Source organism: Calyptranema fuscum S582, assembly GCF_055793305.1.
In genome coordinates, this window is record NZ_JBSLYH010000136.1 from 1 (window position 1) to 893 (window position 893).

The window sequence follows — 893 nt, forward strand, 5'->3', positions numbered from 1 at the left end:
GGGCATTTCGACACAAAGCCTACACGCTGATCGGCAATGGTAAAGATGCTCTCTTCGATCTGATGGATGCCGTGCTGGTGAGTCACAGTGTGTCCTCCTTTGCCGAACTGTCGGTTGCACCTGTGTTTCGTCGTCAGTGGTCGAGTGTGTATGAAGCATTGCAGGATAGCGAACCGCCTCGATTGAAGTGGATGGAGTTGTACATCGGGCAAATACCGACGGAACAACGGTTGGTGATGGCAGGAGACCATACGGCATGGTCACGCTGGCACGCAGATACCCTAAGAGAACGGACGTATGAACATCAACCCACTCTGCTGAGTGGAGCCAAACCCGTAACGTTAGGACAAGGGTACAGCACGATTGCTTGGATTCCAGAGCCGCGGGGGAGTTGGGCTTTACCATTGCTGCATGAGCGCATCACCAGTGCGGAAAGCCCGATTACCAAAGCGATTGCCCAATTGCGTCAGGTGTGTGAGAAACTCACGACTCGTCCACTCTCGCTGTGGGATGCTGAGTATGGCTGTGCCCCATTCCTCAACGGCACGGCTGATATTGCCTGTGACAAATTGATTCGACTGCGCTCCAATCGGGTGCTCTATGGTCCACCGCCTGCCTATGAAGGTACAGGTCGTCCTCGACAATATGGGGAGAAGTTCAAACTCAACGATGCCACCACTTGGTGGTCTGCCGATGCTCAATTGGAGGTGGAGGAGTCTAATTGGGGGCGATTACACGTGCAGATGTGGGGTTCAATGCGACTGCGACGAGTCCCCAACCAGACGTTCTGGTTGATTCAACTGCAACGCCTCAATCCCGCTGCCCTCACCCCAGCTAAACCCCTTTGGCTCATCTGGGTTGGACTACAACCGCCCGACTTGAACACCGTTTGG

General features: G+C 54.4%; 1 protein-coding gene. It reads left to right on the plus strand.

What is annotated here, in order from left to right:
- A partial coding sequence (locus ACR6Z4_RS32205; RefSeq protein WP_479721399.1) for a transposase occupies positions 1 to 893 on the plus strand: 893 nt, incomplete at both ends.